This window comes from Streptomyces sp. NPDC029139 (assembly GCF_055564335.1).
The window spans coordinates 357,527-384,173 of sequence record NZ_JBVHWN010000004.1; the positions used below are offsets into that span (position 1 = coordinate 357,527).

At 72.5% G+C, this 26,647-nt stretch carries 32 protein-coding genes, 1 pseudogene and 1 riboswitch; of the genes and pseudogenes, 16 read left to right on the forward strand and 17 right to left on the reverse strand.

Annotated features, from left to right (window positions below; genetic code table 11):
- Positions 1 to 170: 170 nt before the first annotated feature.
- Positions 171 to 1,724: a serine hydrolase gene (locus ACZ4VW_RS12685; protein WP_467961380.1), complete on the forward strand. Its 1,554-nt coding sequence runs from the start codon at positions 171 to 173 to the stop codon at positions 1,722 to 1,724.
- A 21-nt stretch (positions 1,725 to 1,745) separates the two neighbouring features.
- Here ACZ4VW_RS12685 and ACZ4VW_RS12690 read toward each other — a convergent pair whose 3' ends face one another.
- Genes ACZ4VW_RS12690 through ACZ4VW_RS12700 form a run of 3 tightly spaced genes read right to left on the reverse strand, consistent with a single transcriptional unit; the run spans position 1,746 to position 5,391 of the window.
- The gene (locus tag ACZ4VW_RS12690) at positions 1,746 to 3,239 is read right to left on the reverse strand and encodes a precorrin-2 C(20)-methyltransferase (protein WP_467961382.1); all 1,494 of its coding nucleotides are present in this window, start codon (positions 3,237 to 3,239) and stop codon (positions 1,746 to 1,748) included.
- The gene (locus ACZ4VW_RS12695) at positions 3,236 to 3,871 is read right to left on the reverse strand and encodes a precorrin-8X methylmutase (RefSeq protein WP_467961885.1); all 636 of its coding nucleotides are present in this window, start codon (positions 3,869 to 3,871) and stop codon (positions 3,236 to 3,238) included. Before ACZ4VW_RS12695 ends, ACZ4VW_RS12690 begins: the two co-directional genes overlap by 4 nt.
- Positions 3,872 to 3,885: 14 nt before the next feature.
- Positions 3,886 to 5,391, reverse strand: coding sequence for a cobalamin biosynthesis protein CobG (locus tag ACZ4VW_RS12700; RefSeq protein WP_467961887.1), 1,506 nt, complete (start codon positions 5,389 to 5,391; stop codon positions 3,886 to 3,888).
- A 66-nt stretch (positions 5,392 to 5,457) separates the two neighbouring features.
- Positions 5,458 to 5,594, forward strand: a riboswitch (cobalamin riboswitch).
- A 38-nt stretch (positions 5,595 to 5,632) separates the two neighbouring features.
- Between ACZ4VW_RS12700 and cobN the strand changes: the two genes are divergently transcribed.
- The gene (gene cobN / locus ACZ4VW_RS12705; protein ID WP_467961384.1) at positions 5,633 to 9,259 is read left to right on the forward strand and encodes a cobaltochelatase subunit CobN; all 3,627 of its coding nucleotides are present in this window, start codon (positions 5,633 to 5,635) and stop codon (positions 9,257 to 9,259) included.
- A gap of 100 nt (positions 9,260 to 9,359) precedes the next feature.
- On the opposite strand, the pseudogene ACZ4VW_RS12710 reads toward cobN, so the two are convergent.
- Together ACZ4VW_RS12710 and ACZ4VW_RS12715 are read right to left on the reverse strand one after the other, a co-directional pair.
- Positions 9,360 to 10,007 (reverse strand): annotated as a pseudogene (locus tag ACZ4VW_RS12710) (ATP-binding cassette domain-containing protein); the annotation flags it as partial.
- A 134-nt stretch (positions 10,008 to 10,141) separates the two neighbouring features.
- Positions 10,142 to 10,489 carry a DoxX family protein gene (locus ACZ4VW_RS12715; RefSeq protein WP_467961386.1) on the reverse strand — a complete coding sequence of 116 codons (348 nt, stop codon included), beginning with the start codon at positions 10,487 to 10,489 and terminating at the stop codon, positions 10,142 to 10,144.
- A 92-nt stretch (positions 10,490 to 10,581) separates the two neighbouring features.
- Here ACZ4VW_RS12715 and ACZ4VW_RS12720 point away from each other — a divergent pair, with 92 nt between their 5' ends.
- Complete coding sequence (locus ACZ4VW_RS12720) at positions 10,582 to 11,025, forward strand: MarR family winged helix-turn-helix transcriptional regulator (RefSeq protein ID WP_467961388.1); 444 nt, start codon at positions 10,582 to 10,584, stop codon at positions 11,023 to 11,025.
- A gap of 119 nt (positions 11,026 to 11,144) precedes the next feature.
- Here the strand turns inward: ACZ4VW_RS12720 and ACZ4VW_RS12725 are convergent, their stop codons facing one another.
- Together ACZ4VW_RS12725 and ACZ4VW_RS12730 are read right to left on the reverse strand one after the other, a co-directional pair.
- On the reverse strand, positions 11,145 to 12,092 hold the full coding sequence (locus ACZ4VW_RS12725; protein WP_467961390.1) for a nucleoside hydrolase: 948 nt from the start codon (positions 12,090 to 12,092) through the stop codon (positions 11,145 to 11,147).
- Between the two features lie 117 nt (positions 12,093 to 12,209).
- A complete protein-coding gene (locus ACZ4VW_RS12730; RefSeq protein ID WP_467961392.1) occupies positions 12,210 to 13,199 on the reverse strand; it encodes a D-2-hydroxyacid dehydrogenase family protein in 990 nt (329 codons plus the stop codon).
- Between the two features lie 130 nt (positions 13,200 to 13,329).
- Between ACZ4VW_RS12730 and ACZ4VW_RS12735 the strand changes: the two genes are divergently transcribed.
- The 4 genes from ACZ4VW_RS12735 to ACZ4VW_RS12750 all read left to right on the forward strand — a co-directional run bounded on the left by ACZ4VW_RS12735 (position 13,330) and on the right by ACZ4VW_RS12750 (position 15,633).
- Positions 13,330 to 13,629 carry a hypothetical protein gene (locus ACZ4VW_RS12735; protein WP_467961394.1) on the forward strand — a complete coding sequence of 100 codons (300 nt, stop codon included), beginning with the start codon at positions 13,330 to 13,332 and terminating at the stop codon, positions 13,627 to 13,629.
- Between the two features lie 51 nt (positions 13,630 to 13,680).
- Positions 13,681 to 14,328: a helix-turn-helix domain-containing protein gene (locus tag ACZ4VW_RS12740; RefSeq protein WP_467961396.1), complete on the forward strand. Its 648-nt coding sequence runs from the start codon at positions 13,681 to 13,683 to the stop codon at positions 14,326 to 14,328.
- A 177-nt stretch (positions 14,329 to 14,505) separates the two neighbouring features.
- The gene (locus ACZ4VW_RS12745; protein WP_467961398.1) at positions 14,506 to 15,024 is read left to right on the forward strand and encodes a GNAT family N-acetyltransferase; all 519 of its coding nucleotides are present in this window, start codon (positions 14,506 to 14,508) and stop codon (positions 15,022 to 15,024) included.
- 135 nt (positions 15,025 to 15,159) lie between these two features.
- Positions 15,160 to 15,633 (forward strand): carboxymuconolactone decarboxylase family protein, encoded by a 474-nt coding sequence (locus ACZ4VW_RS12750; protein ID WP_467961400.1) that lies wholly within the window; start codon positions 15,160 to 15,162, stop codon positions 15,631 to 15,633.
- 81 nt (positions 15,634 to 15,714) lie between these two features.
- On the opposite strand, the gene ACZ4VW_RS12755 is transcribed toward ACZ4VW_RS12750, so the two are convergent.
- Genes ACZ4VW_RS12755 through ACZ4VW_RS12765 form a run of 3 tightly spaced genes read right to left on the reverse strand, consistent with a single transcriptional unit; the run spans position 15,715 to position 16,397 of the window.
- Entirely contained in the window at positions 15,715 to 16,041 is a 327-nt protein-coding gene (locus ACZ4VW_RS12755) for a pentapeptide repeat-containing protein (protein WP_467961402.1), read from the reverse strand.
- Positions 16,038 to 16,226 (reverse strand): pentapeptide repeat-containing protein, encoded by a 189-nt coding sequence (locus ACZ4VW_RS12760; RefSeq protein WP_467961888.1) that lies wholly within the window; start codon positions 16,224 to 16,226, stop codon positions 16,038 to 16,040. The genes ACZ4VW_RS12755 and ACZ4VW_RS12760 overlap by 4 nt, the downstream gene beginning before the upstream one ends.
- Before the next feature lie 15 nt (positions 16,227 to 16,241).
- Positions 16,242 to 16,397, reverse strand: coding sequence for a hypothetical protein (locus ACZ4VW_RS12765; protein ID WP_467961404.1), 156 nt, complete (start codon positions 16,395 to 16,397; stop codon positions 16,242 to 16,244).
- 125 nt (positions 16,398 to 16,522) lie between these two features.
- On the opposite strand from ACZ4VW_RS12765, the gene ACZ4VW_RS12770 reads away from it, so the two are divergent.
- The 4 genes from ACZ4VW_RS12770 to ACZ4VW_RS12785 all read left to right on the forward strand — a co-directional run bounded on the left by ACZ4VW_RS12770 (position 16,523) and on the right by ACZ4VW_RS12785 (position 18,572).
- The gene (locus tag ACZ4VW_RS12770; RefSeq protein ID WP_467961406.1) at positions 16,523 to 16,933 is read left to right on the forward strand and encodes a VOC family protein; all 411 of its coding nucleotides are present in this window, start codon (positions 16,523 to 16,525) and stop codon (positions 16,931 to 16,933) included.
- Between the two features lie 65 nt (positions 16,934 to 16,998).
- A complete protein-coding gene (locus tag ACZ4VW_RS12775; protein WP_467961408.1) occupies positions 16,999 to 17,448 on the forward strand; it encodes a helix-turn-helix transcriptional regulator in 450 nt (149 codons plus the stop codon).
- Between the two features lie 48 nt (positions 17,449 to 17,496).
- Positions 17,497 to 17,949 carry a pyridoxamine 5'-phosphate oxidase family protein gene (locus ACZ4VW_RS12780; RefSeq protein WP_467961410.1) on the forward strand — a complete coding sequence of 151 codons (453 nt, stop codon included), beginning with the start codon at positions 17,497 to 17,499 and terminating at the stop codon, positions 17,947 to 17,949.
- 167 nt (positions 17,950 to 18,116) lie between these two features.
- Complete coding sequence (locus ACZ4VW_RS12785; protein ID WP_467961412.1) at positions 18,117 to 18,572, forward strand: iron chaperone; 456 nt, start codon at positions 18,117 to 18,119, stop codon at positions 18,570 to 18,572.
- Between the two features lie 79 nt (positions 18,573 to 18,651).
- On the opposite strand, the gene ACZ4VW_RS12790 is transcribed toward ACZ4VW_RS12785, so the two are convergent.
- Positions 18,652 to 19,068, reverse strand: a complete 417-nt coding sequence (locus ACZ4VW_RS12790) for a VOC family protein (protein ID WP_467961414.1) — start codon at positions 19,066 to 19,068, stop codon at positions 18,652 to 18,654.
- A gap of 321 nt (positions 19,069 to 19,389) precedes the next feature.
- Here ACZ4VW_RS12790 and ACZ4VW_RS12795 point away from each other — a divergent pair, with 321 nt between their 5' ends.
- A complete protein-coding gene (locus ACZ4VW_RS12795; RefSeq protein WP_467961416.1) occupies positions 19,390 to 19,749 on the forward strand; it encodes a hypothetical protein in 360 nt (119 codons plus the stop codon).
- Between the two features lie 249 nt (positions 19,750 to 19,998).
- Here the strand turns inward: ACZ4VW_RS12795 and ACZ4VW_RS12800 are convergent, their stop codons facing one another.
- The 4 genes from ACZ4VW_RS12800 to ACZ4VW_RS12815 all read right to left on the reverse strand — a co-directional run bounded on the left by ACZ4VW_RS12800 (position 19,999) and on the right by ACZ4VW_RS12815 (position 21,766).
- Positions 19,999 to 20,202: a cold-shock protein gene (locus ACZ4VW_RS12800; RefSeq protein ID WP_010985582.1), complete on the reverse strand. Its 204-nt coding sequence runs from the start codon at positions 20,200 to 20,202 to the stop codon at positions 19,999 to 20,001.
- Between the two features lie 427 nt (positions 20,203 to 20,629).
- Positions 20,630 to 20,896: a hypothetical protein gene (locus ACZ4VW_RS12805; RefSeq protein ID WP_467961419.1), complete on the reverse strand. Its 267-nt coding sequence runs from the start codon at positions 20,894 to 20,896 to the stop codon at positions 20,630 to 20,632.
- Positions 20,897 to 21,000: 104 nt separating this feature from the next.
- A complete protein-coding gene (locus ACZ4VW_RS12810; protein WP_467961421.1) occupies positions 21,001 to 21,210 on the reverse strand; it encodes a hypothetical protein in 210 nt (69 codons plus the stop codon).
- A 4-nt stretch (positions 21,211 to 21,214) separates the two neighbouring features.
- The gene (locus tag ACZ4VW_RS12815; RefSeq protein ID WP_467961423.1) at positions 21,215 to 21,766 is read right to left on the reverse strand and encodes a DUF5994 family protein; all 552 of its coding nucleotides are present in this window, start codon (positions 21,764 to 21,766) and stop codon (positions 21,215 to 21,217) included.
- Positions 21,767 to 22,208: 442 nt separating this feature from the next.
- Between ACZ4VW_RS12815 and ACZ4VW_RS12820 the strand changes: the two genes are divergently transcribed.
- Positions 22,209 to 22,703 (forward strand): DUF5994 family protein, encoded by a 495-nt coding sequence (locus ACZ4VW_RS12820; RefSeq protein ID WP_467961425.1) that lies wholly within the window; start codon positions 22,209 to 22,211, stop codon positions 22,701 to 22,703.
- Positions 22,704 to 22,759: 56 nt separating this feature from the next.
- Here the strand turns inward: ACZ4VW_RS12820 and ACZ4VW_RS12825 are convergent, their stop codons facing one another.
- Complete coding sequence (locus ACZ4VW_RS12825) at positions 22,760 to 23,941, reverse strand: ALF repeat-containing protein (protein WP_467961427.1); 1,182 nt, start codon at positions 23,939 to 23,941, stop codon at positions 22,760 to 22,762.
- A gap of 269 nt (positions 23,942 to 24,210) precedes the next feature.
- On the opposite strand from ACZ4VW_RS12825, the gene ACZ4VW_RS12830 reads away from it, so the two are divergent.
- Entirely contained in the window at positions 24,211 to 24,540 is a 330-nt protein-coding gene (locus tag ACZ4VW_RS12830) for an SCO4225 family membrane protein (protein ID WP_467961429.1), read from the forward strand.
- Between the two features lie 105 nt (positions 24,541 to 24,645).
- Here the strand turns inward: ACZ4VW_RS12830 and ACZ4VW_RS12835 are convergent, their stop codons facing one another.
- Positions 24,646 to 25,329, reverse strand: a complete 684-nt coding sequence (locus tag ACZ4VW_RS12835) for a TetR/AcrR family transcriptional regulator C-terminal domain-containing protein (RefSeq protein ID WP_467961431.1) — start codon at positions 25,327 to 25,329, stop codon at positions 24,646 to 24,648.
- A 116-nt stretch (positions 25,330 to 25,445) separates the two neighbouring features.
- Between ACZ4VW_RS12835 and ACZ4VW_RS12840 the strand changes: the two genes are divergently transcribed.
- Together ACZ4VW_RS12840 and ACZ4VW_RS12845 are read left to right on the forward strand one after the other, a co-directional pair.
- Positions 25,446 to 26,150 carry a DUF4386 domain-containing protein gene (locus ACZ4VW_RS12840; RefSeq protein ID WP_467961433.1) on the forward strand — a complete coding sequence of 235 codons (705 nt, stop codon included), beginning with the start codon at positions 25,446 to 25,448 and terminating at the stop codon, positions 26,148 to 26,150.
- A 50-nt stretch (positions 26,151 to 26,200) separates the two neighbouring features.
- Positions 26,201 to 26,638: a hypothetical protein gene (locus ACZ4VW_RS12845; protein WP_467961435.1), complete on the forward strand. Its 438-nt coding sequence runs from the start codon at positions 26,201 to 26,203 to the stop codon at positions 26,636 to 26,638.
- Positions 26,639 to 26,647 lie beyond the last annotated feature (9 nt).

The following is a 26,647-nucleotide window of genomic DNA, read 5'->3' on the forward strand; positions in this document are numbered from 1 at the left end:
GTGCGGGTGGGGGCCGATGATCCGCCGGAGGCGGACTCTACCGCCTCGACCCGTCCCCGACCAGGGACGATGGGCGTCGGCCCCAGGACGCAGAGGGCGTGCCGGCAGCGGTGCCGCGGGCCGGTCCCGCTGCGGAGGACAAACCCCGACCCCGGGCGTTCAATGGAGAGGTGCGTACCGCCCGATGGCTGGCAACGGCCGCGCTGACGGCCCTGCTGGGCGCGACCGTTCCCGCGGTCGCCGCCCCCGGGCCCTCACCGCCGCCGCCCCAGCCGCCCGCGCAGCTCGACGACGCCGAAGTGGACCGGGCCGTCGACCGCCTCGACGGGGTCGTCCAACAGGCCATGAAGCGGACCGGTGTTCCGGGCGTCTCGGTCGCGGTCGTCCACGACGACCGGGTGGTCCACATCAAGGGGTACGGCGTACGGAAGGCGGGCCAGGACGCCCGTGTCGACGCCGACACCGTCTTCCAGCTGGCGTCCGTCTCCAAGCCGGTGGCGTCCACCGTCGTCGCGCAGGCCGTGGGCGTGGAGGGCTGGGAGAAGCCCGTCGCCCCGCACCTGCCGGACTTCCGGTTGAAGGACCCGTGGGTGACCTCCCACGTCACCGTCGCCGACCTCTTCTCGCACCGCAGCGGACTCCCCGATCACGCCGGTGACCTGCTCGAAGACCTCGGCTACGACCAGGAGTACATCCTGTCCCACCTGCGGTACGAGCCCCTCGCCCCGTTCCGCGCGAGCTACGCGTACACCAACTTCGGTCTCACCGCCGCGGCCGAGGCCGTCGCCGACGAGAAGGGCGTCCCCTGGGACAAGCTCGCCGCCGACACCCTCTACAAGCCGGCCGGCATGGACGCCACCAGTTCGCGCTTCCAGGACTTCGAGAAGGCGTCCAACCGGGCGGTCGGCCACGTCAAGGAGGCCGACGGCACGTGGAAGGCCGCCTTCGTACGCGACCCGGACGCGCAGTCACCCGCCGGCGGAGTCAGCTCCACCGCGCGGGACATGGGCGCCTGGATGCGTCTCCAGCTCGCGAACGGCAAGCTCGACGGTCGGCAGATCATCGACGCCGAGAGCCTGGAGCGCACCCACTGGCCGCAGTCGGTCGCCAACCCGCCCCACGCCCCGGCCGGCCGCACCGGCTTCTACGGCCTCGGCTGGAACGTGAGTTACGACGACGAGGGCCGCCTCCGGCTCTCCCACACCGGCGCGTTCGCACTCGGCGCGCACACCAACGTCACGATGCTGCCCGGCGAGCGGCTCGGCATCGTCGTCCTCACCAACGGCGCGCCCGCCGGTGTGGCGGACGCCGTCGCCCTCGACTTCTTCGACATCGCGCAGGACGGCGAGCCCAGCCGCGACTGGATCCCGCTCGTCGACGCGATCTACGAGCAGCAGGCGGAGGAGGGCCGGTCGAAGACCGACTACACCCGCCCGCCGGCCGACGCCTCCCCCGCGAAGGACGCGTCCACCTACACCGGCACGTACACCAGCGACTACTACGGCCCGTTGAAGGTCACCGAGGGCGACGGCGGAGAGCTGACGCTGTCCCTGGGGCCGAAGCCCCAGACGTACCGACTGACGCACTACAGCGGCGACACCTTCAGCTTCGAGACGCGCGGTGAGAACGCCGTCGGCCGCACCGGGGTCACCTTCTCCCCGGACGGCAAGACCGTCCGGGTCGAGTACCTGGACGTGAACGGCCTGGGCACCTTCAGCCGGTGAACCCCGCGACGCTCCCCCTGCTCACCCGTACCGCCTCGGCGTCCAGGTGATCGTCCGGCCGTCGGCGCGTTCCACCGCCCGGGTCTGCGACGAGCCGATCAGCAGCAGGGTGCGCATGTCCACCTCGCTCGGCTCCAGCGTCTTGAGCGTCACCACCCGCACCGACTGCTCCGGGCCGCCCACGTCCCGCGCCACCACCACCGGCGTCTCGGGCGAGCGCAGTTCGAGCAGCAGATCGCGGGCCGCCGCCACCTGGTGGGTACGGGACTTCGAGCCCGGGTTGTAGAGCGCGAGGACCAGGTCCGCCTCCGCCGCCGCGCGCAGGCGCCCGGCGATGACGTCCCAGGGCTTGAGGCGGTCGGAGAGCGAGATCGTGGCGTAGTCGTGGCCCAGCGGGGCGCCCGCCGCGGCCGCCGCCGCGTTCGCCGCGGTCACACCCGGCAGGACCCGTACCGGAACGTCCGCGTACGCGGGCTCGCTCGCCACCTCCAGGACCGCCGTCGCCATGGCGAAGACGCCCGGGTCACCGCCCGAGACGACCGCGACCCGGTGCCCGCGGCGGGCCAGGTCGAGGGCGAACTCGGCGCGCTCGGACTCGACCTTGTTGTCCGAGCCGTGCCGGCGCTGACCCGGCCGCAGCACCGGGACCCGGTCGAGGTAGGTGGTGTAGCCGACGAGGTCGTCGGCGTTGATCAGCGCGCCGCGCGACTCCGGCGTCAGCCAGGGCGCGCCCGCCGGACCGGTACCGACGACGACGACCTCGCCCCGCTCCCGTACGGCGGGAACGGCGTCGATACGGGAGGGCAGCACGGCCACCGAGAAGTACGGGACGCTCTCCGGGTCCACCTCGGACAGGGTCTCCGTCCGCTCGCCCGCCATGAACGCCCGCTCCACGTACCGGGCGTCCTCCAGGCGGCCCGCCCGCTCCAGGGCGCGGCGCACGGTCGGGAACGTCCGGCCCAGCTTCATCACGACCGCCGAGTCGGTGCCCGCGAGGCGGGCCGTCAGCTCGTCCTCCGGCAGGGTGCCGGGGATGATCGTCAGCACCTCCTCGGCCTCGCACAGCGGCTCGCCGAGCCGGGCGGCGGCGGCGCTGACGGAGGTGACGCCGGGGATGACCGTGGTGTCGTAGCGGTGCGCGAGCCGCTTGTGCATGTGCTGGTACGAGCCGTAGAAGAGCGGGTCGCCCTCGGCGAGCACGGCGACCGTGCGGCCGGCGTCCAGGTGGGCGGCGAGGCGGGCCGCCGCCTCCTCGTAGAAGTCGTCGAGCGCGCCCCGGTACCCGCCGGGGTGGTCGGTGGTCTCCACCGTGAGCGGGTACATCAGCCGCTCCTCGATGTGGTCCTCGCGGAGGTGCTCGGCGGCGATCGAGCGCGCGATGGACCGGCCGTGACGGGCCGAGTGGTAGGCGATCACGTCGGCGGCGGCGATGGCCTTCACCGCGGCCACCGTCATCAGGTTCGGGTCGCCGGGGCCGAGGCCCACGCCGTACAGCTTTCCGGTCACCACGGTCATGCCTGGATCTCCGCTTCGTGAGCGATCGCGTTGATCGCGGCTGCCGTCATCGCACTGCCGCCGCGCCGGCCCCGCACGACGAGGTAGTCGAGGCCGAGGTCCTGGGCGGCGAGGGCGTCCTTGGACTCGGCGGCGCCGATGAAGCCGACCGGTATGCCGAGGACGGCCGCGGGACGCGGCGCGCCCTTCGCGATCATCTCCAGGAGGTGGAAGAGCGCGGTGGGCGCGTTGCCGATGGCGACGACGGAGCCCTCGAGGCGGTCGCGCCAGAGTTCGAGGGCGGCGGCGCTGCGCGTGGTGCCGAGCTCGGCGGCGAGCGTGGGCACCGAGGGGTCGGAGAGGGTGCAGATCACCTCGTTGTCGGCGGGCAGCCGCCTGCGGGTGACACCGCTCGCCACCATCTGCGCGTCGCAGAGGATCGGGGCCCCGGCGCGCAGGGCGGCGCGGGCGCGGGAGACGACCTGCGGCGAGTAGGCGATGTCGCGTACGAGGTCGGTCATGCCGCAGGCGTGGATCATCCGTACCGCGACCTGGGCGACATCGGCGGGCAGATCCGTGAGGTCCGCCTCGGCGCGGATCGTGGCAAAGGACTGGCGGTAGATCTCCGCGCCGTCCTTCTCGTAGGCGAACATCGTGTCGTTCTCGCTCATCTCGTTGTGCGGGCGGTGGCGCGGGCCGTCGCGACGGCCGCGGTGAGGCGTGTACGGGACGTGGGGACGCCGTCGACCAGGTAGGCGTCCTCGGCGGTGGCGACGACGTCCACCCAGCTGCCGGGCGGGCCCTGGGGGTGGCCGCAACGGCGCGCGCACCCGGAGAAGTGGACGGGGAGGCCGGCGGAGCGACCCGGTACGGCATCGGCGCGGACGTCGGCCAGGGACTTGGCACAGCCGGGGCGTCCGGTGCAGGCGCCGACGCCGGCCCAGGGGGAGTGGGGGTCGGTGATCAGGCCGTACGCGTCGAGTTCGCGCAGCCGTCGCGCGGCGGCCGTCCGGTCGGGGAAACCGGTGACGACGGCGCCCCGCCAGGGCGTGAGCCGTACCTCGCCGCCGCCGGCGGCCAGGGCGCGCAGCTGTTCGGCCGTCAGCCGGCCGAGGGGCGCGAGGACCGAGACGGCGCTCTCGCCGAGCACTCCGGGCGCGGGCGGTTCACCGTGCGGGAGTTCCCGCGCGGCGACGGGCTCGGCCGCGATCCCGGCCCGGGCGAGCGCGCCGGCCAGATCCGGCTCGTGCCCCTCGGGCAGTTCGCGGACGCGCCAGGCGCCGTTCCCCGCCGCCCGGGCGGCGGCCAGGAAGGCTTCCGCGGCGGCGAGCGCGGCACGGGGCGCGTCGGTGGCGTCGATCCGGAGGACCTGGGCGCCCACGCGGAGGTACGCGCCGGGGCCGGGGCGCGCTTCGGGGCGTGGGGGCGTGTCCGCGCGCGAGGCGTCCGCGCCCGGGGCGCCGTCGCCACCGTCGGACGCCGAGGATCCAGGTCGGAACGGCCCGACCGGTCCGCCGGGTCCGTCCGGTCCGCCGGGTCCGACCGATTCGCCGAGCCCGACCGGCCCGTCCGATCCGTCCGATCCGCCCGTTCCGTACGGGGTTCGGACCCCGTCCGTGCCCTCGTTGCCGGGCGCACAGGCCCGCGCTGCGATCAAGGTCACATCTCCGCCGAGTCCGGCCACGTCCCCCCGGCCGTCGTCCAGGACGAAGAGGAAACGGCCGGAAAGGGCTGCCGTCCCCTCCCGCGCGCACAGCAGCGCGTCCAGCTCACGCGCCCACAACTGCACGTCACCGCCGCCGAGTCCGTCCAGTCCCGCGGCCGGTGAGGCCACCACGTTCCGGACGCGTTCGTGGGTCGGGGACGGCAGGAGCCCGGCCGGTGCCAGCAGCTCCGCCAGCTCCGCGCCGCAGCCCTCCCCGAGGCCCCGCAGTTCCACGTTCCCCCGGGAGGTGACACTGACCCGGCCGTCGCCAAGAACCTCCGCCGCGGTGGCCAGCACCTCGACCTGACGTGACGTCAACAAGCCTGCGGGCAGGCGGAGTCGGGCCAGGCGGCCGTCGTCGGCGGGGTGCAGTCGGAGCGCCCCGGGGCAGGCGTCGCCACGGTCCCGTATGAGGGGTTCGCCCGGGTTGGGCGTGGTGGGTGGGGTGGGCGGCATGGCGGCGAGCATACCCACGTGAATCCGCGTGACCACCGGGTGTGATCCGGCCAACCCCCCAGCCCGGCGGGGGCAGGATCTACTATGCAGAACGGCATGGGGTCCCAGGGCCCCGGGGAGGAAGCCCGGTGAGAATCCGGCGCGGTCCCGCCACTGTGAGCCAGGTCGCACCCGCGTCCCGGTGAGTCAGGAACTCCCGCCGTCCACACGACCACCCGGGGCGCGGACAACCCCGAGGAAGGCCTGCGCTCGCATGCGAATTCTGTTGCTGTCGCACTCCGACACCGACCTGCTCAGCGCCCGCGCGGCCGGCGGTCCGGTCACGTACCGGTTCGCCAACCCCTCCCGCCTCGCCCTCGGGGGCACTTCCGGGGGAGAGCTCCCCGGCCTCCTCGACGGCGTCGACCTCGTCCTCGTACGGCTCCTCGGCGGTCTGCGGTCCTGGGAGGACGGCCTGGACGCGCTGCGCGCGACGGGCCTGCCGCTGGTCGTGCTCTCCGGCGAACAGGCTCCCGACGCCCAGCTCATGGAGACCTCCACCGTCCCCATCGGCGTCGCCACCGAGGCGCACGCCTACCTCGCGCACGGCGGCCCGGGGAACCTGGAGCAGCTGGCGCGCTTCCTCTCCGACACCGTGCTGCTGACCGGCCACGGCTTCGAGGCCCCGGCCGCCGCGCCGACCTGGGGTCCGCTGGAGCGCGAGCCGCGGCGGACCGACGGCCCGACGGTCGCCGTGCTCTACTACCGCGCCCACCACATGAGCGGGAACACCGCCTTCATCGGCTCCCTCTGCGAGGCGATCGAGGACGCCGGCGCCCGCGCCCTGCCCCTCTACGTCGCCTCCCTGCGCGCCCCCGAGCCGGAGCTGCTCGACCGCCTGCGCGGCGCCGACGCGATCATCACCACCGTCCTCGCCGCCGGCGGCACCAAGCCCGCCGAGGCGCAGGCGGGCGGCGACGAGGAAGCCTGGGACGCGGGCGCGCTCGCCGCCCTCGACGTACCGATCCTGCAGGCGCTCTGCCTCACCGGCTCGCGCTCGGCCTGGGAGGAGAACGACGAGGGGCTCTCCCCGCTGGACGCCGCCAGCCAGGTCGCCGTCCCCGAGTTCGACGGCCGGCTCATCACCGTCCCGTTCTCCTTCAAGGAGATCGACGAGGACGGCCTCCCGGCGTACGTCGCCGACACCGAGCGCGCGGCCCGCGTCGCCGGGATCGCCGTCCGCCACGCACGCCTGCGGCACATCCCGAACGCCGAGAAGAGGCTGGCGCTGGTCCTCTCCGCGTACCCGACGAAGCACTCGCGGATCGGCAACGCGGTCGGCCTCGACACCCCGGCCTCCGCCGTCGCCCTGCTGCGACGCCTTCGGGACGAGGGGTACGACTTCGGTCCGGTCGAGGAGATCCCCGGCCTGGTCTCCGGCGACGGCGACGAGCTGATCTACGCCCTGATCGAGGCCGGCGGCCACGACCAGGACTGGCTGACCGAGGAACAGCTCAGCCGCAACCCGGTCCGTATCCCGGCCGCCGACTACAAGCGCTGGTACGCGACCCTGCCCGAGGAACTGCGCACGCACGTCGAGGAGCACTGGGGCCCTCCGCCCGGCGAGATGTTCCTGGACCGCTCCCGCAACCCCGAGGGCGACATCGTCCTCGCCGCCCTGCGGCGCGGAAACCTGCTGATCCTCATCCAGCCGCCGCGCGGCTTCGGCGAGAACCCGATCGCGATCTACCACGACCCCGATCTCCCGCCCTCCCACCACTACCTGGCCGCCTACCGCTGGATCGCGGCGCGCGCCGAGGACGGCGGCTTCGGCGCGGACGCCATGGTCCACCTCGGCAAGCACGGCAACCTGGAGTGGCTGCCGGGCAAGAACGCGGGCCTGTCCGCCGCGTGCGGCCCGGACGCGGCGCTCGGCGACATCCCGCTGATCTACCCCTTCCTGGTCAACGACCCGGGTGAGGGCACGCAGGCCAAGCGGCGCGTGCACGCGACCCTCGTCGACCACCTGGTGCCGCCGATGGCGCGCGCCGACTCCTACGGCGACATCGCGCGCCTGGAGCAGCTGCTCGACGAGTACGCGCAGATCTCCTCCATGGACCCGTCCAAGCTGCCCGCGATCCGCGCGCAGATCTGGACGCTGATCCAGGCCGCGAAGCTCGACCACGACCTGGGCCTGGAGGGCCGCCCGGAGGACGACGGCTTCGACGACTTCCTGCTGCACGTCGACGGCTGGCTGTGCGAGGTCAAGGACGCGCAGATCAGGGACGGTCTGCACGTGCTGGGCGGAGCGCCGACCGGCGAGGCCCGGGTCAACCTGGTCCTGTCGATCCTGCGTGCCCGGCAGATCTGGGGCGGTACGCAGGCCCTGCCGGGTCTGCGCGAGGCCCTGGGCCTGGACGAGTCGGCCGCGACCCGTACGACCGCCGACGAGGCGGAGGCGACGGCGCGCGCGCTGGTCGAGGCGATGGAGGCCGCGGACTGGTCCGTGGACGCGGTCCCGGCGGTCGCCGAGGCCCACGGCCCCGACGTGGCCGCCGTGCTGCGGTTCGCCTGTGAGCAGGTCGTGCCCCGCCTCGCCGCCACCACCGACGAACTCACGCACGCCGTGCACGCGTTGGACGGCGGCTTCGTACCGGCCGGGCCTTCTGGATCTCCGCTGCGCGGTCTGGTCAACGTGCTGCCGACCGGCCGTAACTTCTACTCCGTCGACCCCAAGGCCGTGCCGTCCCGCCTGGCGTGGGAGACCGGCCAGGCGCTCGCCGACTCGCTCCTGGAGCGCTACCGCACGGACAACGGCGACTGGCCGACGTCGGTGGGTCTGTCGCTGTGGGGCACGAGCGCGATGCGCACGGCGGGCGACGACGTCGCCGAGGCCCTGGCCCTCCTGGGCATCCGCCCCACCTGGGACGACGCCTCGCGCCGGGTGAACGGTCTGGAGCCCATCCCCCTGGCGGAGCTGGGCCGCCCGCGCATCGACGTCACGCTGCGCATCTCGGGCTTCTTCCGGGACGCGTTCCCGCACGTCATCGGGCTCCTGGACGACGCCGTACGGTTGGCGGCGTCGCTGGACGAGCCGGCCTCGGAGAACTACGTACGGGCCCACGCGCAGGCCGACCTGGCCGAGCACGGCGACGAGCGGCGGGCCACCACCCGTATCTTCGGCTCACGGCCCGGCACGTACGGCGCCGGGATCCTGCAGCTGATCGACTCGCGCGACTGGCGCACGGACGCGGACCTCGCCGAGGTGTACACGGTGTGGGGCGGGTACGCGTACGGCCGCGGGCTCGAAGGCCGCCCGGCCCGGTCCGAGATGGAGACGGCGTACAAGCGGATCGCGGTCGCCGCGAAGAACACGGACACGCGCGAGCACGACATCGCCGACTCCGACGACTACTTCCAGTACCACGGCGGCATGGTGGCGACCGTCCGCGCGCTGACGGGCACGGCCCCGGAGGCGTACATCGGCGATTCCACCCGGCCGGAGACGGTCCGCACCCGGACGCTGGTCGAGGAGACCTCGCGGGTCTTCCGGGCCCGGGTGGTCAACCCGAAGTGGATCGAGGCGATGCGCCGCCACGGCTACAAGGGCGCGTTCGAACTCGCGGCGACGGTCGACTACCTCTTCGGCTACGACGCGACGACCGGCGTGGTCGCCGACTGGATGTACGACAAGCTGACGGAGACCTACGTCCTGGACCCGGAGAACCAGGCCTTCCTGAAGGAGGCCAATCCCTGGGCCCTGCACGGCATCGCGGAGCGTCTCCTCGAGGCCGAGTCCCGCGGCATGTGGGAGAAGCCGGACCCGCAGACGCTGGCGGCCCTGCGCCAGGTCTTCCTGGAGACCGAGGGCGACCTGGAGGACGACGGCTCCGAGGGCTGACCTCGGCGCCCGCGCTCACGTGCGGAGCTCACGCCGGACACCGTGCGCCGGTCCACGGCGTGAGCTCGAGCCGCCTCCCCCGGAACCCCTGCCGGAGGCGGCGGTCGTGGGTGACGATCACCAGCGCGCCCTGGAAAACCGCCAGGGCGGCCTCCAGCTCCTCCACGAGGCCCGGGGAGAGGTGGTTCGTCGGCTCGTCGAGCAGCAGCAGTTCGGGGTCGGCGGCCAGGGTCGCGGCGAGTGCGAGCCGGGACCGCTGCCCGCCGGAGAGCGTGCCGAGCGGGCGGTCGCGGTCGAGCGGCCCCGGTCCGCCCTCGCCGAGCTGCCGCAGGGTCGTCTCGACCCTCCGGTCGGCGTCCCGGCCGCCGCGCGCCTCGTACGCGGCGAGGAGGGCCGCGTACCCGTCGAGGTCTCCGGTCTCCCGGAGGCTCGCCTCGGCCGTGCGGACCGCCCGTTCCAGCTTCCGTACGTCGGCGAGGGCGAGGTCGATCGCGGCTCCGACGGTCGCCGTTCCCGGCAGGTCGAGGGTCTGGGCGAGGTACCCGACGCCGCCGGGGGAGTCGACGGCGACCGTGCCGTTGGCGGGGGTCTCCTGGCCGGCGAGGAGCCGGAGGAGGGTGGACTTTCCGGAGCCGTTGTCGCCGACCACGCCGACGCGCTCGCCGGGGCGGACGGTGAGGGAGACCCGGTCGAGGACGAGCCGGTCGTCGTAGCGCTGGGTGACGTCGGTGAGGTGGACACGGAACAAGGGCGAGATCCTTCAGGTCGGCTGTACGAGACGAGGCGAGACGATGCGTCTCGTCTCGTCTCGTCTCGATGAAGGTAAACCCTCGTGGGCGGCTACGCAAGACGTTTCGTCTCGCCATGTCGCCCTGCGGCGCCTCACGCGGAAGCGATCCGCAGCACGCCGGCCGCCACCGCGATCAGCATCAGCACCACCGCCGGCGCCATCGCGTAGTCCTTGGCCCGTATGTGCGTGACCACCGCTCCGGCGAAGTAGAGCGCCACCCCGATCGCCGCCGCCGCGCCGAGGGGCGCGACCGTCAGCCCCACCAGCAGACCAGCCGCGCCCGCCGCCTTCGCGGCACCCAGCCACGGGAGCCAGCCGTCGGGGACGCCGAGCTTGGTCATGCTCTCGACGACGTCGGCGCTGCGCGTGAGGGTCAGGAAGGCGGATGCGGAGATCGCGAGGGCGAGGATCGCGGCGACGACGGCATAGGCGACGAACATGGTGGCGCTCCAATGGTGGGCACAGAGGAATCGTTGAACAATAACAACGATTCCTCGCGATCCACAATGGAGTCGCTGTTACGGTGAGTGGTATGGCAGCCTCACCGTCCGACAGCCTCGGCTTTCTCCTCTCCTTCCGCGGCGAGCTCACGGGTGCGCGCATCCGGGCCGCGCTCGGTGTCGCCGGGTTGCGTCCGCGCCAGGCGATGACGCTGATGCAGCTCGCCCCCGGGGCGATGAGCCAGCGCGAGCTGGCCGCCGCGATGGAGGTCGACCCGAGTCAACTGGTCGCGATCCTCAATGAACTGGAGAGCTCCGGCCTCGCCGAGCGGCGCCGGGACCCCGCCGACCGTCGTCGGCACATCGTGGAGATCACCCAGGCCGGTGCGGACGCGCTCGAACGAGTCGACGCGGCGGTGAGCGCGGCGGAGCGCGAGCTCTTCGCCGATCTCTCACAGGCCGAACAGGCGGTCCTGCGCCGGCTGTTGGACCGGGTCAGCGTGGACCAGAGCGCCCACGACTGCGCGGGCGAGTAGCCTCGGGCGCTCCGCGCGAGGCCGGCTCGGCCGCGCGAGGCCGGCGGTCGACGCGCGAGACCCATACGCGGCGCCGACGTCGGCCGCCGCCGCCCTTGGCGCGCCGCCTCCCGACGACGTCAGGCGCGCTCGCCCAGGACCCGTACCGCCTCGACGATCAGGTTCCAGAAGCCGGGCACGTCGACCTCCATCCCCACCTCCACCGTGGCCGGGAGGCCCGTCACGCCGTCCAGGTCGACGACCGTCGCGCCCCGGGTGTACGTACCCGTCAGCTCGACCGTCACCGCCGCCCGTACCAGGCTGATCAGCGACGGGTCGATCAGATGCGCCACGGTCAGCGGGTCGTGCAGCGGCGGCGCGTCGAAGCCGAAGACCTCGCGGTAGGTGGTGGCGAAGTAGGTCAGCAGCTCGACGCAGAGCCTGGCGAGCGGGGTGTCGAGCGCCGCGATGCGGGAGACCACGTCCGGGGTCGCCCGGGCCTGGTGGGTGGCGTTGAGCCCGAACATCGTGACCGGCAGCCCGCTGCTGAAGACGATGTCCGCCGCCTCCGGGTCGCACAGGATGTTGAACTCCGCGGCCGGCGTGGTGTTCCCGCGTGCGGTCGACCCGCCCATCAGCACGATCCGCTCGATCCGGTGGGTCAGCTCCGGATGAGCGAGCAGCAGGGTCGCGATGTTGGTCAGCGGCCCCGTCGGGACGAGGGTCACGGGCGCGGGCTGGGTGAGCAGGGTGTCCCGGATCAGGGTGAGGGCGTCGCGCGGGTCCTGCGGGACGTCGGGCTCCCCGTCGCCGAAGCCGGGCCCGTCGAGGCCGGATCCGCCGTGGATGTTCTCGGCCACGAGCGGCTCACCGTGCAGGGGCCGGTCCCGGCCCGCCGCGATCGGTACGTCACGGATTCCGGCGGCGGCGCAGACGCGGCGGGCGTTGAGGGTGGTCTTCTCCACCGACTGGTTGCCCGCCACGGTGGTGATGGCCAGCAGGTCGACGGCCGGATGCGCCGCGGCCAGCAGGATGTTGAAGGCGTCGTCATGACCGGGATCGCAGTCGAGGATCACGGGTACCGGCATAGGTCCACCGTCCCACACGCCCGCCCGGGCGTCACTCGTCCCCGTTCCGTCGTGTCGCCGTCCCCACTCCCAGGACGCCCCACCGGTGCGTTGCCCACGGCTTCACCGCGAGGCGCCCTACCGCTGCTCTCCTCCCAGCGTCCGGACCGGCGCCCCCGCGAGGAACGCCTCGATGTCCTCGACCGCCTGGCCGAAGTAGCGGTGGTAATTGCCCTCCGTCACGTACCCCAGGTGGGGCAGCGCCAGCACGTTCGGCAGCGAGCGCAGCGGGTCGTCCGGTGCGAGCGGTTCCGTGGCGAAGACATCGAGCCCGGCCCCGGCGATCCAGCCCTCGCGCAGCGCCCGCAGCAGCGCGTCGCCGTCGACCAGCCCCGCGCGGGAGGTGTTGACCAGGTACGCCGACGGGCGCATCGCCCGGAGCTCGGCCTCCCCGATCAGCCCCCGGGTGCGGTCCGACAGCACCATGTGCAGCGAGACGATGTCACCGCGCTCCATCAGCTCCCGCTTGCCGCGCGCGAGGGTGACCCCGTGCTCGGCGGCCCGCGCCTCCGTCAGGTTCGGGCTCCAGGCGAGGACGTCCATGCCGAAGGCGAGACCCACACGGGCGACCCGGCCGCCGATCTTGCCCAGGCCCACCAGGCCCAGCGTCCGCCCGGCCAGATCCGTTCCGACGGTCGACTGCCAGGGCCCGCCCTCACGCAGTGCCTGCGCCTCGGTCCGCACGTGCCGGGCGAGGCCCAGGATCAGCGCCCAGGTCAGTTCGGCGGGCGGCTCGGAACTGCTGGCCGTACCGCAGACGGTGATCCCGAGTCCGGCCGCGGCGGCCAGGTCGATCGAGGCGTTGCGCATCCCGGACGTGACGATCAGCCGCAGGCGTGGCAGCCGGTTCAGCACCGCCGCGTCCATCGGCGTCCGCTCCCGCATGACGACGACGATCTCGCAGTCCTCGATCGCGGCGACGAGCGCGTCCCGGTCGGCCAGGTGCTCGCGCAGCACCCGCACGTCGACCCGGCCGGCGAGCGGGCTCCAGTCGGCGGAGGAGAGGGCGACGCCCTGGTAGTCGTCGAGTACGGCGCAGCGCGGCTTCGTGACCAGTGACCCGTTCATGGCCCCATGATCGCGCGGCTGGCGGGGCGCGTACGTCCTCGTCCTCGCGGATCACCCGGCATGCGGGGTGCGGCCCGCCGACGCACGCTGTTCCTGAGCTGCCTGTCCGCGGAGGAAAGGACGTCCGTCGATGTTCGCGAGGCTGAGCACGTACCAGGGATCACCGGTCCCGGCGGAGGGCGATCTGACCGCCAAGTCGGAGGCCGTCGTCCGGCGGGTGGAGACGCTTCCGGGGTTCCGGGGCGCGTACTACCTCGTCGACCGGGAGACGGGGAAGGCGAGGTCGCTGACCCTGTGGGAGGACGAGGCGTCGATGGTGGCCAGCGAGGAACCGGCGGCGGCGGTACGGGAGGAGTCGGCGCAGCGGGAGGGGCAGCGGGTGATCAGGGTCGAGCACTTCGAAGTGGCCTTCGGCAGGCTGGCACCGTAGAGAAGGCCGGGACCTGGAGAGGAATCCCATATCTGAGATGGTTTCTCGGATATGGGAGACGACGCGAAGGCGCACGAGCCGCACGAGCCGCACGAGCCGCACGAGCCGCACGAGCCGAATGAGCCGAATGAGCCGCACGAGCCGCACGAGCTGGACGCCCGCCTGGCGGGCCGCCTCGCCGAGCTGCGGACCGAGCGCGGCTGGTCGCTGGAGGAGCTGGCGGGCCGTACGGGTGTGAGCCGGTCGACGCTGTCCCGCCTGGAGCGGGTGGAACTGAGCCCGACGGCGGTCCTGCTGGGCCGGCTGTGCGCGGTGTACGGACGGACGATGTCCCAGCTCCTCGCGGAGGTGGAGCCCGAGCCGCCGCTGGTGATGCGCGCCGAGCGGCAGGCGGTGTGGCGCGACGAGTCCGTGGGGTTCACCCGCCGCTCGGTGTCGCCCCCGCATCCGGGCCTACGGGGCGAGGTCGTCGAGGGAGTGCTGCGCCCGGGCGCGGACATCGCGTACGACGGGCCTCCGGTCGACGGCATGGAGCAGCACATCTGGGTGCTGGAGGGCGCCCTGGAGGTGACCGAGGGCGGCCGCACGCACGAACTGGGGGCGGGGGACTGCCTACGGTTCCGGCTCTGGGGACGCTCCCGCTTCCGCTGCCCGGGCCCGGATCCCGTCCGTTACGCGCTGCTGATCGTCCTGCCCTGACGGTCCCGGATGTCTCACCCGACCGCCTGACCGCCTGACCGCCCGACCGCCGGGCCCCCGCCCCGCGCGACCGCCCGACCGCCAGGCGTTCGCCTCGCCGGACCGCCTGGCCGCCTGACCCCCAGGCCAGGAGCCCGCCCCCCGCGACCGCCGTGCCCACCCGAGGAAACCGAGGACATGCCCACCATCACGCACCTCTCCCCCGAAGCCTTCGGCGCCGCCGTCAAGGGCCTCGCGGACGTCCTGACGGACGCCGTCGCGGACGGCGCGTCGCTGGGCTTCCTCCAGCCCTTCGACCACCAGGCCGCGGTCGCCTGGTGGCAGAGCCGGCAGCCCGCGGTCGACGCCGGCACCCTCGGGGTCTGGGCCGCCGAGACCCCCGAGGGCATCGTCGGCACCGTGAGCCTGGCTCTGGAACCCAAGGCCAACGGCCGCCACCGCGCCGAGATCGTGAAGCTGATGGTCCACCGAACGGCCCGGGGCCGCGGCCTGGCCCGCCGCCTGCTGACCACGGCCGAACAGGCCGCCCACGAGGCGGGCGTCACGCTGCTGCTGCTCGACACCGAGGCCGACGGAACGGCAGACCGCCTCTACGCCACCACGGGCTGGACCCGCTACGGCAGAGTCCCGGCGTACGCCACCGACCCGTCGGGCGTCCTCCAGGACTGCAGCTTCTTCTACAAGCGGCTGGCTTAGCCCCGACCCACCGTCGGCCGAGGGCGTGCCCTCCCGACCGCCCGGGAGACGCACGTCACACACCCGCCCTGTCACAGCCCGCCGCGCCACGGTGTCCAAGAGGTGTCATCACCGACGACGACACAGGAGTGCACCATGGAAGCTCGGTTGAACCTCATGGCCAGCCCCGTCGCTGCCCAGGCCTTCAAGCACATGGTCGCCGCGGGCAGGGCGCTCGCGGACTCGACGCTGCCGGACGCGACGCGCGAACTGGTGATGCTCCGCGCCAGCCAGATCAACGGCTGCGCCGGATGCATCGACATCCACACCAAGGAGGCCACCGCGGCCGGGGAGTCCGCCCAGCGGCTCCACCTGGTCGCGGCCTGGCGCGAGGCGAAGGTCTTCACCGACGCCGAGCGGGCCGCTCTTGAACTGGCCGAGGAGGGCACGCGCATCGCGGACGCGGCCGGCGGCGTCTCGGACGAGGTGTGGGCCAACGCCGCCAAGCACTACGACGAGGACCAACTCGCCGCCCTCGTCGCCCTGATCGCCGTCATCAACGCCTTCAACCGGGGGAACGTGATCACCCAGCAGCCCGGCGGCGACTACCAGGTCGGCCAGTACGCCTGACCGTACGACCTGACGGCCCCATACCCCGGGCGGAGGCGGGAAGCGGTGCCCGGGATGTGGGGCCGGGCCGTGCCGGCCTCCTCAACCGTTCAGCCGGCCGCGGCGGACGCCGTCCAGGCGTGCGCCGGTCAGGAGCGCGCCCTCGGTCCTCGCCGCGATCAGCACGGCGTCCGACAGGTCCGCGTGCGGCAGGTCCACGTCCGTGAGGTCGGCGCCGACGAACTTCGCGCCCCGCACGGACGCGCCCCGCACGGACGCGCCCCGCACGGACGCGCCCCGCACGGACGCGCCCCGCAGGGACGCGCCGCGCAGGGTGGCCCCGGCCAGGCGAGCGCGGGAGAGGAGCGCGTCGTCGGCGCGGGCGCCGGTCAGGTCGTCGCCGGCGAGGTCGCAGAGGCCGGCGTTCACCCGCGTTCACCCGGGGCAGCGTCGCGCCCACCAGAGTGGCCCCCGCTCAGGTCCGCGCCCGTCAGCGACGCGTCCCTGAGGTCACAGCCGCTCAGGTCGCAGTGCCGCAGGTCGGCGTAACCGAGATGAACACCCGCCGGCCGGGCGCCCCTGAGGCCGGCCCCCGCCAGGGGGATACCGGCCAGGTCGCTGTCGGTGCCCTACGGCCGGGTCCACGCGCGGACGAGGCCGCGCCAGTCGCCACCGCCGGTCAGGGCGTCACGGACCGCGGCGAGGACGGGGGCGTTCTCCGGCCGCTGCCACCGGTCCCGTACCTCGGTGGCGTGGTCGTTCCGGTCACCGTTCTCGTCGGTCATGCGCCCGGTGTCCCGTTTCTCGATCCGGTGGTGCCCGCAGCCTTCCACACGGTGCGGAGGGTGGGGCCGAGACCGGTCAGGAATGAAGAAGCACCGTCCGGGGAGCGGCAGTTAGCGTGTCGGTCATGGACATCAGCATTCACACCACCGCGCTGCCTCACACCGACCCGGACGCGTCCCTGGCCTTCTACCGCGACGCCCTCGGCTTCGAGGTCCGCAGCGACGTCGGCCAGGGCACGATGCGCTGGATCACGGTCGGCCCCGCCGGGCAGCCCGGCACGTCGATCCTGCTGGCGCCGCCGGCCACCGACCCCGGCATCACCGACGCCGAGCGCCGCACCATCGCCGAGATGATGGCCAAGGGCACGTACGGGTGGATCCTGCTGGCCACCCCGGACCTCGACGGCACCTTCGACAAGGTGCAGGCCGCCGACGCCGAAGTCGTGCAGGAGCCGACCGAGCAGCCGTACGGCATCCGCGACTGCGCCTTCCGCGACCCCGCGGGCAACCTGATCCGCATCCAGGAGATTCGCTGAGATTCCCTGAGAGCCCCTGAGATGCCTTGCTAGTCCCTGAGATTCGCTGAGAGGGAGGTTCGCCGATGTGTCACCCCGCGTGGGCGCGCGCACGGATCGCGGCGCAGCGCCTGATCGACTTCGCACGACTTCGCCGTGTCCGCGACCGGATCGACCGGGAGTACGCGCGGCCGCTGGACGTCGAGGCCCTCGCCCGCGACGCGGACATGGCGCCCGGGCACCTCAGCCGCCAGTTCCGGCAGGCGTACGGCGCCTCGCCCTACGCCTATCTGATGGCGCGTCGTATGGAGCGCGCGACGGTGCTGTTGCTGCACCGCGGCGAACTCAGCGAGGCCGAGGTCGGCGCCGCGGTCGGCTGCTCGTCACCGAGCGTCTTCCGCACCCGCTTCACCGACCTGGTCGGCATGCCGCCCAGCGCCTGGCGGCGCGGCCCGGTGGACCGGGTGCCGGCACCCACGGCCGAGCCGGTCGCCGAGCCGATCCACGATCCGATCGCCGCGCCGCAACCCGTGTGACCGGGCCGCCCAGGGCCCACTGACCTGCCCGACACGACTGGAGGAACCATGACCACCGCGCCGCCACGTGGGCTCGACGAGAGGCTGCGGGACACCCGCGCCCGCCTGGAGAACGACGTCGATCTCTGGGTCTCGACGTCCGGCTCCCCGGGCGTGCACCTCATCCCGCTCTCGTACCTCTGGGACGGGACGGCGTTCCTCATCTCGACGCCGCGTGCCTCGGTGACCGGCCGCAACCTGCTGGCGGACGGACGCGTACGACTCGGGCTGGGCCCGACGCGTGACGTCGTCGTGGTCGACGGAACCGCCGAGCCGGTGGACCTTGCCGAGCTGGACCCGGCGACGGGCGACGCGTTCGCCGCCAAGACCGGATTCGACCCGCGCGCGCTCGACGAGCCGTATCAGTATTTCCTGATCCGGCCGCGGCGCATCCAGGCATGGCGCGAGGCGAACGAGCTGCCGGGCCGCACCCTGATGCGCGACGGCCGCTGGCTCGGCTGACCACCGCCGCCGACGGCGCCATCCGGTCAGTTTCGGAGAAGCGGCGGCCCGGCGGCTTCCCTAGCCTGAAGTGGTCCCGATCAGGGCCGAGCGTCCGGGCCCGACATCACGTCGGCACATCACGTCCTGCACATCACGTCCTGAACATTCCACGAGGGGAATCAGCGATGAGCGACACCAAGGCGTCCGACAAGAGCTACGACGGATTCACGGCCGAGGAGCGGGACGCCATGAAGGAGCGCGCCAAGGAGCTGAAGGCGTCCACGCGCCGTGGCTCGCGCGCCGCCAAGGCGGACACCGAGGGCGAGGTGCTCGCGAAGATCGCCGAGATGGACGGGGAGGACCGCGCCCTCGCCGAGCGGATCCACGCCATCGTCAAGGACTGCGCGCCGGACCTCATGCCCAAGCTCTGGTACGGGATGCCGGCGTACGCCCGGGACGGCAAGGTCGTCTGCTTCTTCCAGAGCGCGCAGAAGTTCAAGGCGCGGTACGCCACGCTCGGCTTCAACGACCAGGCGCGCCTCGACGAGGGCACCATGTGGCCGACGGCCTTCGCCCTGACGCGGCTGACCCCCGCCGACGAGGAGCTGATCGCCGCGCTCGTCAAGAAGGCCGCCGGCTGAGACCGGCCGGGCCGGACCGACATCTCGGCCCGCTGCCCGCCCGGCCTCGCCCGGCCTCGCCCGGCCTCGCCCGGACGGCCTACTCCTGGTTCTCGTTCGGGGCGGTGGAATCCTCGGGCACGGCGGCCCACTCGACGAGCTGGACGACTATCCCGTTGGGGTCGGTCATCTGGAAGAGGCGCTCGCCCCAGGGCTCCTCGCGCAGCGGCATCGTGATCGGGGCGCCCGCCGCGCGCAGCCTTGCCTCCTCGGCGTCGAGGTCGGTGACCGTGAACGCGAGGATCATGCCGGTCGCCTCCCGGTCCCGCTGCTCGGCCGGGAGGACCTCGGTGCCTTTGCGGAGCAGGACGATGTCGACGGCGGCGTCGTCGCGGGTCAGGGAGGCGAAGCCGTCGTCGGCCATGGCCACCTGGTAGCCGAGGTGGGTGCAGAGGAACGCCTGGGAGGCGTCGACATCGGCAACGGTCAGGGAGAGGGTGGAGGTCGAGACGTTCACGGTGACTCCTGGGTCGGTCTGCGGTCTGCGGTCTGCGGTCTGCGGTCTGCGGTGTGCGGTGCGCGGTAAGGGGCCCGTCTGCGGTCTGCGGTGCGCGGTAAGGGGCCCGCCTGCGGTCTGCGGTGCGCCGTGTGCGGTCCGCGGTGCGCGGTAGGGGGCGCCTCTGCGGTCTGCGGCCCGGAGGCTCGACGCCGCCACCCCCGGCGATCATGTGGACGCCGTCCTCGGGGCGACGGTTGCGATCTTGACGGCCCGGGGATCTCGCCCGCCGCCGCACACGCCCGTGACGGGCGGACGGCCCGGCGAATAGAATCGGCTCTCATGTCGAAGCCTGACGAGTTGCTCGTTGACATCGCCGCCAAGGTCGAGTCCGGGCAGAGCAATCAGATGTCCCTGACCGTGATCACGGGCGGGGCTGTCATCACGGGGCGCTTGGCGCCCGAAGCGGTGTGGCGCCAGCGCGTGACGGAGGTCCTCTCGGACTCGGCTCACCTGCGCGAGTTCGCCGACACCTTCAAGAAGCCGGCCGGACATGACGGCCCACCCACCCATCTGCACTTCCATGTGGCCCGGATCATCCAGGGCACGGTGGGCATCCCGGAGACGGGTGGGATGTACCGCGTGTCGATCGAGGACGTCAACGCCTGGACGGTGGGTGACTTCAGCTACTCCGACCACTGAGTCGGAAGGACATACGAAGAGGGCCCGACCGGCGCATGCCGGTCGGGCCCTCGTTCTCTTCACCCGAATTACGTGACGGGGTGAATTCAGCATGAAATCTGATCGCTCCGACACCTCTTCCGTATCCGGAAAAGGCGCCGGGAAGCCGGACGCCCTGCGGAATCCGCCGGCGGCGATGACGTCCGGAAAAGGCAGCGGGGCCCGCACCCCGAAGGATGCGGACCCAGCTGTGTATCGCGCGCGTCAGCGTCAGGCGGGAACGATGTTCTCCGCCGTCGGGCCCTTCTGGCCCTGAGCGATGTCGAAGTTCACCTTCTGGCCCTCCTGCAGCTCACGGAAGCCCTGGGCGGCGATGTTCGAGTAGTGGGCGAACACGTCGGGGCCGCCACCGTCCTGCTCGATGAAGCCGAAGCCCTTTTCCGCGTTGAACCACTTCACGGTGCCAGTAGCCATGTCATATCTCCTTTGGGGCACAGGAATCCGCACTGCGCGGACACCATGTCGCCGAGATGATTACCCCGCCGGAAAGAGACCGGTGATGAAAAAAAGTGCTCCCACTGGCCCTGGGGCCGGATGGGGGCACTTGAAGTTTCGGGAACCACAACTGCAACTGAGATCGACAGTAGCACGCCTGACTGGCCGGAACCGGCTGAATACCCCAGCTCTTTTTGTGCGGTAAAAACCCTCACCGCGCGGCCTTTTAAATCCTCTGCTCGCCGGCACAGATTCGGAATCACCCGTACGGCGGTTCCGTTACCGGGGTCCCGGGGCCGGGACACGGGGCGGGCAGGACAGGCGGCGGGGGTGACACCCGGTCGTGTCGAAGGGAGCGGCAACCGGTCGGTCCGGCGAGGGGCGGTCGGCCGTCGTCCGGTGGCTCTCAGACTTCGTCGATGTGGGTGCCGGTGAGAGCGGACGCCCTGCTGGTGGTGAGCCAGGAGTGGGCGGGCTCCGCGGCGGTTTCGGTGTCGACGGTGAGGTGGAGCCGGGTGCCGCCTTCGAGGACGGGGTAGCTGCGCTGCTCCGTCCCGGCGAAGGAGTGGCGGATCACCTCGGCGACCGCCCGGGCGGCTTCGGGGGTGGCGGCGACGATGCGGATCTCGGCGTGTCCGGCCGAGGGCAGGATCGCGGTGTCGGCGGAGTACAAGGGGCCTGGTTCCCTTCAGGAGCGAACGGAGGCCGGCGGGTGGGTTGTCCCGGGTGTCGGGTGCCCCACCCGCCGCCTTCGGCCGGAGGAGTGGTCAGAGACGGTCAGGGCCAGGTGCCGGTCCGGCGACGGCTGGAGGCGCGCGCCGTCGGCGTGTGGTGGCTCTGACCGGGTGGCCGGAAAACGGCCGGGAACGGGTCGCTGAAGTGGTGGGCCGCTATCCGCGCGTCGTGCTGGGCGTTGAGCCGGTGGATCAGGCGGGCGCCGAGCGCGATCAGGAGGGCGCCTGCCGCGAGCGTGATCAGGATCTCCATGTCGTCATCTCCGCATGTTTCCCGGCAGGGGGATCATTCGCGCGCCGACGACCGGGTGCCGGAGGGGCGGCAGGCCGGCTCCGCCGTCGGTCTCCCAGGCGTCCTCGCCGCTTCGGGCGTCCCGCAGACGGCGGCCGGTCGCGGCTTCGTCGGACAACAGGACTGCGGCGGTGAGGGCGCCGCCGGGGAGGGCTGCGGCGGCCATGAGACGGGCGGCCGCGGCGGGTCCGGTCTCCGGCGGGATCACCAGCAGGTCGCAGCGGCCGACGGTGTAGGAGAGCAGGATCATCTTGTCGGGATCCTGTTCGGTGAACCAGCCCACGTGCACGGTGTGCCCGGTGACGGCGACTTTGTGCGGGACGACGGGCCAGCGGGTGGGGCCCACCGTGACGCGGGTGATACGTCCGTAGCGCCCTTCGAGTGCCCCGACGAGGGACGGGAGTTCGGCGGCGAGGTCGTGCGACCGAGGCCACCAGGCGCCGTCCAGGAGGCCGGCGAGCGTCTTCGGGGTCAGCGACAGGCGCGCCGGAAGAGGGGGTGCGAGAGTGGTCGTCATGATCGCGGACCCGTCTCCGGGCCGCCGCACCGCGGGGCGGCCCAGTGTCTTGATCGCCGGAAACGACGTCCGCGTGGGAGCGGGTGCTCGAGGTACTCCCGGTGCCTTCAGCGTACTCCGCCGCTTGGTCGGACGAGCCGTTCCGACCGGATGCCCCCCGTCCTGGTGCTCTCCCCGGCCCGGCGCTGTGCCCGACCCGGTGATGTCCCAGCCAGGTGCCGTCCCCGTCCTGGTGCTCTCCCCGACCAGGTGATGTCCCAGCCAGGTGCTGTCCCCGACCAGGCGAAGTACCCGGCCAGGTGACGGCGCACGGGAACGCCGCCCGGCCCTCGGCCGCGGGCCTGATCGCGGGGCGCGCGCGGAGTGCGGAGTACCGTGAGGTCACGGTGGTATCTCGTCGGCCATGAGGTGTCGGCGGCCCCGCGCAGGCAGGCGGACCATCATGGCCGAACCCGAACGCCCCTCTCCCCAGAAGCTCCTTCCGGACGAGATCCACCGAGCGGTCAAACCCGGTGCGGCCCTGCTCCGGCTGCAGACGACGCACTCCCGCGAAGGCGTCCTCGACGGCGCGTGGTGGCCCCGCTCCCGGGACGTCGCGACCGAGCTGCCCGACCTGATCCGGGCGCTCACCACGCACCTGGGCCCCGTCACGCGCGTCGGCCTGGACACGGACGCCTGGGAGGAGGTCCCGACCCGTGTGGTCGTCGACGACCGTGTCGTACACCTCGACTCGTTCCCCGTCGGCGACGACACCGTGCTCATCACCCGTGGCGACAACGACCACTTCGCCCTCATGGTGGTGCCCCCGGACACGACACCTGACGCGGCACGCGAGGCCATGGCCCGCGCGGTCGACGCCGGCAACGTCACCCAGGCGGCCGAGATCCTTGTCGCCACGCATCCCGCACCAGCCACTGACGAAGCCCCAGGTCGCTGACCTGAGGCTTCGTTCAAGAGCGCCCGTACCCACCGCCATCGGCGTGTGGGGAGCGGTCAGCCGCCGGCGCCCTGGCGGCGTATCCGTGCGGCGAACAGGAGGCCCGCGCCGGCGACGAGCGCCGTGCCCGCGCCTCCGGCGACGAGGGCCGTGTCACCCGCGCCGGTGGAGGCCAGCGCGGAGCCGCTGCTGCCCTGCGCGGTCACGGCCGCGTTTCCGGTGACGGGGGTGCCGCTGGCGCGCGTTCCGGTGTCACCACCGGTGGCGGAGTCGTCGTCCTGACCCTGCCGGCCGTCGCTCGTGTCGTCGCCCTTGCCCTCGCCCTTGCCGTCGTTCTCGCCGTCGTTGCCGTCGTTCTCCTGCTGGGCCTTCTTGTCCTTCTCCCGGGCCTGGTGCTGACCGGTGCTCAGGAACGCGGCACGGTCCGCCGGCGTGCCCGCCAGCGCGGCGCGGCCGGCCTTGACCAGCTCGCGGCCGCCCCCGTCGATGATCTGGGCGATCGCGACGCGGTTGTCCTGGTCCCGCAGCTCGTGCTGCGTCACCTCCAGGAAGTGGCGCAGCTCGGCCGGGGTCGGGGAGCCGTTCAGGAGCTTGCTGATCGCTTCGCTGAGGATGGGGCCGTCCCAGCTCTCGTCGATGCGGGCGAGCTCGACCCGGTCGTCCGAGGCTTGTGCGAGGTGGCGGCCCGTCTCCAGGAAGGCGACACGGTCCGCCGGAGTCCCCAGGAGGGCCTTCTTGGCGGCCTCCTTCACCGCAGGACCGGCGGTGTTGGTCAGGCGGGCGATCTCGACCCTGTTGTCGTCGTCACGGAGCTCGTGCTGGGTGACCTCGTAGAAGTGACGGAGCTCGGTCAGGGTCAGCCCGTCGGTCCGGATGAAATTGGTGATTCCCTCCTTCAGACCGGGGCCCGCATGGTGCAGGAGCCTCACGATGGCGACCATGTAGTCGTCACGACGGATGCGGTGCTGGTCGGTCTCGATGAACGTGCGCATGGCCGCGGGACCGCCCGCGATGGCCTTGTGGCCGGCTTCCTTCATGTACGCGCTGGCCATCGGCTCAGCGATGATCGCGAGGATCGTCTTACGGTCCTGCTCCGCCTGGTCCTCGCCGGAGACGTCCGCGGCCTCGTGATCGGGTGCGGTCGGAGCCGGCGGCTTGGTGGACGCGGCGGCCTCGTTCGTGTCGGCGAACGCCGGCGACGCGAGGAGGACGGCCGGAGCCAGAGCAGCGGTGGTCACAGCTGCGGCGATCCGGGACAACTTCACAGAAAATACCCCCAGAGGGAACGGTCTTTGCGCCGCGAAGACTCGTCACCTCGGCGAAAGGTTGTAGGGGGCCGTCGTTCAGCGCGGTTCCCCGGTGAACCGGGCACGCGCGCGGCACGCACCTCGTGAGTCGTGGTGTGACTGCGGCCTGGGTGCGAGGCGAGTGGGGTTGAGTACGGATACTCACGCCGGAGTCATGGTCCGCCAGGAGCATGGGGAGCACCACATCTCTGGGGGAATCGATGAACGCTCGCACCCCGTTCCGCCTGACGTTCGCCAACGCCGCTTCTGCCGTCTATCTGGGACTCGTCGGTGCGTCCGTCGTGTTCGAGGTGGCTGCCGCGCTGTTCGCGGAGCCCGGCATCGTCGGGATCTGGCCTTTCCTTCTCACCGCCCCCACCTCCTTGCTGGCCGCAGGGGGCGTGGAAGCGGTGGGGGGCATGGACGCCCCCATCGGGTACCTGGTCGGCGGGGTCGTCATCAGCGCCCTGGTCCAGTCGTTCGCCCTGGGAGCGCTCGTGGAGACTCTGCGCGGTCGTCGCCAGGGGCACATCCGTCCGAGCCGCGGCTGAGCCACGGCGGCAAGGGCGTCGGCCAAGCGCCGAGCCCGCGGAGTGGGGGAGTTGTCCGCTGGGTTTCCCCCTCCGATACCGGATCACCCCCGCTCCCCGCCCCCACTACGTCTTCCGCGCGGACGTCCAGCCCTGGCGGCGAAGGTTCTCGAAGCCGTCCAGGAGGAGGTCCAGGGCGAATTCGAACTCGAACTGGTCGTCGCAGCCGCCACCGATCGTGGAGGCCCCGTCGTGCGCGGCCGTCGCGGCCAGTTCCGCGATGTGCGGGTAGCGGGCCGCCAGGCCGGGGTCCGGCGAGCCCGAGGGGCCCGACGTGTCGAACAGCTCCTGGCTGAAGCCGAGCAGGCGGCTGCCCGTCGCGTGCATCACGTGGTGCGTGAGGTCGGCGGAGAGGCCGCCGTCCCGGAAGCACCCGGCCATCGAGTCCAGGTACGCCAGCACGGCCGGGGTGGGGGCGGTCCGCGACTCGATGACCCGGGCCGCCCAGGGGTGACGCAGCAGGACCCGGCGGGCCGAGAGGATCCGCTCGCGGACCACGTGCCGCCAGTCGGGTCCCTCGGCCGGCGGGTCGATCTCGCCGACGACGGTGTCGGCCATGCCGTCGAGCAGCTCCTCCTTGTTGGCCACGTGCTTGTAGAGGGCCATCGGTACGACGTCCAGCTCCTGCGCGAGCCTGCGCATGCTGAGCGCGTCGATGCCGGTGACGTCGGCGAGCGCGACGGCGGCGCGCAGGACGCGGTCCCGGTTCAGGGGGATCCGTTGTGTGTGCGTGGCTTCCTGCCGGGTCATTCCGGGTCCGGCCCCTTCCGTCTTCGACTGCCCTCTCCTTGACGAGTGTACGACGTACACCTATGGTGACCGTCAGGTGTACGGCGTACACCTCCAACGGCTGAGAGGTGTCGAAGATGAGTCCGGACCGGAGAACCGCGGTGGCCGTCGGGTCGCTGTTCCTGCTGACCGAGGTCGCCGCGATAGCCGGTGCGGTCCTGTACCGGCCCTTGCTGGGCGCGGCGGACGGCGGGCTCGCGCCGGGCGCCGACACGCGGGCACTGCTCGGGGTGCTCTGCGAGGTGGTCCTGGTGGTGGCGGTGGCCGGCACCGGGGCGGCGCTGTTCCCCGTCCTGCGGCGCCACGGCGAGGGGCTCGCGCTCGGATACGCCTTCGGGCGGCTGCTCGAGGCGGCCGTCATCGCCTTCGGGATCGCCGCCGTCCTGGCGCTCGTCACCCTGCGGCGGGGCGCGGGGGCGGCGGACGGCGCCGATGCCGCGCTGGTGGCCGTGCACGACTGGACGTTCCTGCTCGGCCCCAACATCGCCCTCGGCCTGAACACTGTCCTTCTCGCGTACCTGGCGTACCGCGCCCGGCTCGTACCGCGTTTCATCGCCGTGCTCGGCCTGGTCGGCGGACCGCTGATCTGCGCCTCGGCCGTCGCGGTGATGTTCGGTGCCTACTCCCAGCTCTCGCCGGCGGGGGCGGCCGCCGCGCTCCCGGTGTTCGCGTGGGAGCTCGCGCTGGCGGGCTGGCTGATCGTCAGAGGATTCGGCCCCGGCTCGGGCGCCGCGTCCCCGGCAGACGGAAAGGCGGCTGAACCGGCAGGCGTCCGCCGGTGAGGCCGACCCGAGCCCGACAGCCGTGCCGTCCGCTACGAAGGGGCCCTGAAATGACCACGATCGAACGCCTGTGGGCCGACTTTGAGCTTCCCGTGAAGGACGCACTCCACTACGCCGACGGGCACTCCTATGACGTCGCCCTCGACCCGGCCGCGCCGAGTGGTTTCACCGTGCTCGCCCCCTTCGGCCTCGCTGAGATGCCGGAAGGCGATCCGTCCTGGGTGTCTTCGGTCGATGGGCTCGCCGCTGTGGACCTGGGAGAGAAGGGGCTGCTCTGGGGCGGAGAGGGTTCGCACGGATCGGAGGGGTTCGTCGCACGTTTGACTGTTGACCGTGCGCTGATGTGGGCGATGTTCTTCATGGAATCCAATCCATTTGATCGGATTCAACTGTCGGGAAACGTCGCCACCTTCCGCTCGACTTCGGGCTTCGAGATTGCCGTCGACACCGACGATCCGCGAACTCCGGTCCCCGGACGGCCCAGCTGAACCGGGCAA